Source organism: Pseudomonas sp. (assembly GCF_050739655.1).
In the GTDB taxonomy this organism is placed as follows: Bacteria; Pseudomonadota; Gammaproteobacteria; order Pseudomonadales; family Pseudomonadaceae; genus Aquipseudomonas.
Genome location: NZ_JBOIBY010000112.1, coordinates 1 through 4,029, shown reverse-complemented (window position 1 = coordinate 4,029; position 4,029 = coordinate 1). Strand labels below are relative to the sequence as shown.

Annotated in this window: 4 protein-coding genes; 3 read left to right on the top strand and 1 reads right to left on the bottom strand. The window is 56.7% G+C overall.

The annotated features are described in order from the left end of the window. The first annotated feature begins 89 nt into the window (after positions 1-89). The 3 genes from sucC (at position 90) to brnQ (ending at position 3,822) form a co-directional block, all read left to right on the top strand. Positions 90-1,256 (top strand): ADP-forming succinate--CoA ligase subunit beta, encoded by a 1,167-nt coding sequence (sucC, locus tag ACRESJ_RS06115; protein WP_007919879.1) that lies wholly within the window; start codon positions 90-92, stop codon positions 1,254-1,256. Continuing rightward, a complete protein-coding gene (gene sucD, locus ACRESJ_RS06110) occupies positions 1,256-2,137 on the top strand; it encodes a succinate--CoA ligase subunit alpha (RefSeq protein ID WP_060541479.1) in 882 nt (293 codons plus the stop codon). Before sucC ends, sucD begins: the two co-directional genes overlap by 1 nt. Positions 2,138-2,508: 371 nt before the next feature. Then, positions 2,509-3,822: a branched-chain amino acid transport system II carrier protein gene (brnQ, locus tag ACRESJ_RS06105; protein WP_431757107.1), complete on the top strand. Its 1,314-nt coding sequence runs from the start codon at positions 2,509-2,511 to the stop codon at positions 3,820-3,822. A 3-nt stretch (positions 3,823-3,825) separates the two neighbouring features. Here brnQ and ACRESJ_RS06100 read toward each other — a convergent pair. Next, positions 3,826-4,029: hypothetical protein (locus tag ACRESJ_RS06100; protein WP_431757106.1), on the bottom strand; the 204-nt coding region annotated here is incomplete at its 5' end.

Sequence of the window (4,029 nt, the reverse complement as noted above, 5' to 3'; positions counted from 1 at the left end):
AAGGCTATGCAAGCAGCAGTCACAGGTGGTGCGGCACTTGAATGAGTGCAGCACCGAATGCGCAGTACCTAACGAAGACGGTAATAAGCATGAATCTTCACGAGTATCAGGGTAAGCAGCTGTTCGCTGAGTACGGCCTGCCAGTATCCACCGGTTACGCGGTAGACACCCCGGAAGCAGCAGCAGAAGCTTGCGACAAAATCGGCGGCAGCGAGTGGGTTGTCAAAGCCCAGGTCCACGCTGGTGGTCGCGGTAAAGCGGGCGGCGTTAAGCTGGTTCGCAGCAAAGAAGACGCCAAAGCCTTCGCTCAGCAGTGGCTGGGCAAGCGTCTGGTGACTTACCAGACTGACGCCAATGGTCAGCCAGTCACCAAGATCCTGGTTGAATCGTGCACTGATATCGCTAAAGAGCTGTACCTGGGCGCTGTCGTTGACCGTTCGAGCCGTCGTATCGTGTTCATGGCTTCCACCGAAGGTGGCGTGGACATCGAGAAAATCGCTCACGACACTCCAGAAAAAATTCTGAAAGCCACTATCGATCCGCTGGTTGGCGCTCAGCCATTCCAGGGTCGCGAGCTGGCATTCCAGCTGGGTCTGGAAGGCAAGCAAGTTGCCCAGTTCGCCAAGATCTTCGTAGGTCTGGCCAAACTGTTCAAGGATCACGATCTGGCCCTGCTGGAAGTGAACCCGCTGGTGATCAAGGCTGACGGCGATCTGCACTGCCTGGACGCCAAGATCAACATCGACGCCAACGCCATGTACCGTCAGCCTAAGCTGAAGACTTTCCACGATCCGTCGCAAGACGATCCGCGCGAAGCGCACGCTGCCAAGTTCGAACTGAACTACGTAGCGCTGGAAGGCAACATCGGTTGCATGGTCAACGGTGCTGGCCTGGCCATGGGTACCATGGACATCGTCAACCTGCACGGCGGCAAGCCAGCCAACTTCCTGGACGTGGGCGGCGGTGCTACCAAAGAACGCGTTACCGAAGCGTTCAAGATCATTCTGTCCGACACCAACGTCGCTGCAGTACTGGTTAACATCTTCGGCGGCATCGTTCGTTGCGACATGATTGCCGAAGGCATCATCGGCGCTGTGAAAGAAGTCGGCGTGAAAATCCCGGTTGTTGTTCGCCTTGAAGGTAACAACGCTGAGCTGGGCGCTAAAGTACTGGCAGAAAGCGGTTTGAACATCATCGCTGCTACCAGCCTGACCGACGCTGCTCAACAAGTTGTCAAAGCTGCGGAGGGCAAATAATGAGCGTCCTGATCAATAAAGACACCAAAGTTATCTGCCAGGGTATTACCGGTTCGCAAGGTAGTTTCCACACCCAGCAAGCCATCGAGTACGGCACCAAGATGGTTGGTGGTGTAACTCCAGGCAAAGGCGGCACCGAGCACCTGGGTCTGCCAGTGTTCAACACCGTGAAAGACGCTGTAGAAGCCACTGGCGCTACCGCCAGCGTGATCTACGTTCCGGCTCCTTTCTGCAAAGATTCGATCCTGGAAGCTGCTTTCGGCGGCATCAAGCTGATCGTCTGCATCACCGAAGGCATTCCTACCCTGGACATGCTGGACGCTAAAGTTAAGTGCGACGAGCTGGGTGTTATCCTGATCGGCCCTAACTGCCCAGGCGTGATCACTCCAGGCGAGTGCAAGATCGGCATCATGCCAGGTCACATTCACTTGCCAGGCAAGGTCGGTATCGTTTCCCGCTCCGGCACCCTGACCTACGAAGCTGTTAAGCAAACTACTGACGCCGGTTTCGGTCAGTCGACTTGCGTCGGCATCGGTGGTGACCCGATCCCGGGTTCGAACTTCATCGACATCCTGAAGCTGTTCCAGGAAGACCCGAAGACCGAAGCGATCGTAATGATCGGTGAGATCGGCGGTTCGGCTGAAGAAGAAGCGGCTGCCTACATCAAGGCACACGTGACCAAGCCAGTTGTTTCCTACATTGCTGGTGTGACTGCTCCTCCGGGCAAGCGCATGGGCCATGCTGGCGCAATCATCTCTGGCGGCAAAGGCACTGCAGACGAGAAATTCGCTGCTCTGCAAGACGCAGGCGTTAAAACCGTGCGTTCGCTGGCAGACATCGGCAAGGCCCTGGCCGAGCTGACTGGTTGGGCAGTCAAGTAAGCCTCGCGCTTAGCTGACGCTTCACCAAACAAAGGCCACCTTCGGGTGGCCTTTGTGTTTTAGGAGTAGTTGCAAGCCTCAAGCTTCAAGCTGCAAGCGAATCCAGTGCGGCCACGTTCAGTGCTTGGAGCTTGGAGCTTGGAGCTTGAAACTGCCTTTCTGCGACACAAAAATGTCGTAGATCGGAATGTTCGCCCTGCAATAGTGCGTTTTTCACCCAAATTCGTTAGGCTACTCGCCATTTTTGCGTCCGCACGCCCACAAGGCAGCAACGCGCTAAAAGGGTCGGTCTTATACGGACTGACAGCATTTCCCTCACCCATAGGGAAATCCCTCTCTAAATTCCGATTCAGTAGTGTGGTATTTCCTTAATGAAAGTGTTGAAAGGCCAGGACATCCTGGCACTTGGTTTTATGACGTTTGCCCTGTTCGTGGGCGCTGGCAACATCATCTTCCCGCCTATCGTCGGTTTGCAGTCCGGGCCTAATGTCTGGATGGCAGCGCTGGGCTTTCTGGTTACCGCGGTCGGTTTGCCGGTGATCACCGTTGTGGCCCTGGCCAAGGTCGGTGGCGCCATGGATGCATTGAGCAGCCCGATCGGTAAGGTGGCCGGTGGCCTGTTGGCAGCGGCGTGCTATCTCGCCGTGGGTCCGCTGTTCGCGACTCCGCGTACTGCGACCGTTTCGTTTGAAGTAGGCCTGGCGCCGCTGACCGGTGAGAGCCCGTTGGCACTGTTCCTCTACAGTTCGGTGTATTTCCTGCTGGTGTTCTTCATCTCGCTTTATCCGGGTCGTCTGCTGGATACCGTAGGACGTTTCCTTGCGCCATTGAAGATTATCGCCCTGGCCGTTCTCGGCATCGCGGCATTCGCTTTGCCAGCAGGTGATATTGGCCAGGCAACACCAGAATACGTTGCGGCACCGTTTTCCCAAGGCTTCATCAATGGTTACCTGACCATGGATACCCTCGGCGCGTTGGTGTTCGGCATCGTAATCGTCAATGCCATTCGGTCTCGCGGTGTCGAGTCCCCGGCGCTGATTACCCGTTACGCAATCATCGCCGGGCTGATTGCCGGCGTGGGTCTGGCGTTGGTGTACGTCAGCCTGTTCCGCCTCGGTTCTGGCAGCCATGAAGTGGCCGCCGGCGCGACCAATGGTGCGGCGGTACTTCACGCCTACGTACAGCACACCTTCGGATCTCTGGGCAGCGGTTTCCTCGCGGTGCTGATCTCGTTGGCGTGCCTGGTGACGGCGGTCGGCCTGACCTGCGCCTGCGCCGAGTACTTCAGCCGTGTACTGCCAATGTCATACAAGACACTGGTGATCATCCTCGCAGTGTTCTCGCTGCTGGTGTCCAACCTGGGCCTGACCAAGCTGATTGCGTTCTCGATCCCGGTACTGACCGCGATCTACCCGCCATGCATCGCCCTGGTAGCGCTGAGCTTCTGTAAGGACTTCTGGCATGAGCAGGGTCGTATTGTTGGGCCGGTGATGCTGGTGTCGTTCATTTTTGGCCTGATCGATGCCCTCAAAGGCGCGGGTCTGGCGGACTGGATGCCAACACAACTGGCCCATTTGCCGCTGAGCGAGCAAGGGTTGGCGTGGCTGGTGCCGTCGGTGATGACCTTGGTGGTCGCCGTGGCTTGTGATCGCTTGCTGGGCAAGCGCGAAGAAGCCTTGGCTTAAACTTCATCGGACCGTCACAAGCGGGCCGATCGAGCAAAAAACGAAATGCCCCGTATCAATCGATACGGGGCATTTTTTTATTGGGTGATGCGGTGCCTTTTCTTCTGCGCTAACGTCGAAACACTGCAAAATCCTTGTAGGAGCGAGCTTGCTCGCGAAGAACCTCAAGGCGACGCGTTTATCCTGAAACGCGCGCCATGATTCAAG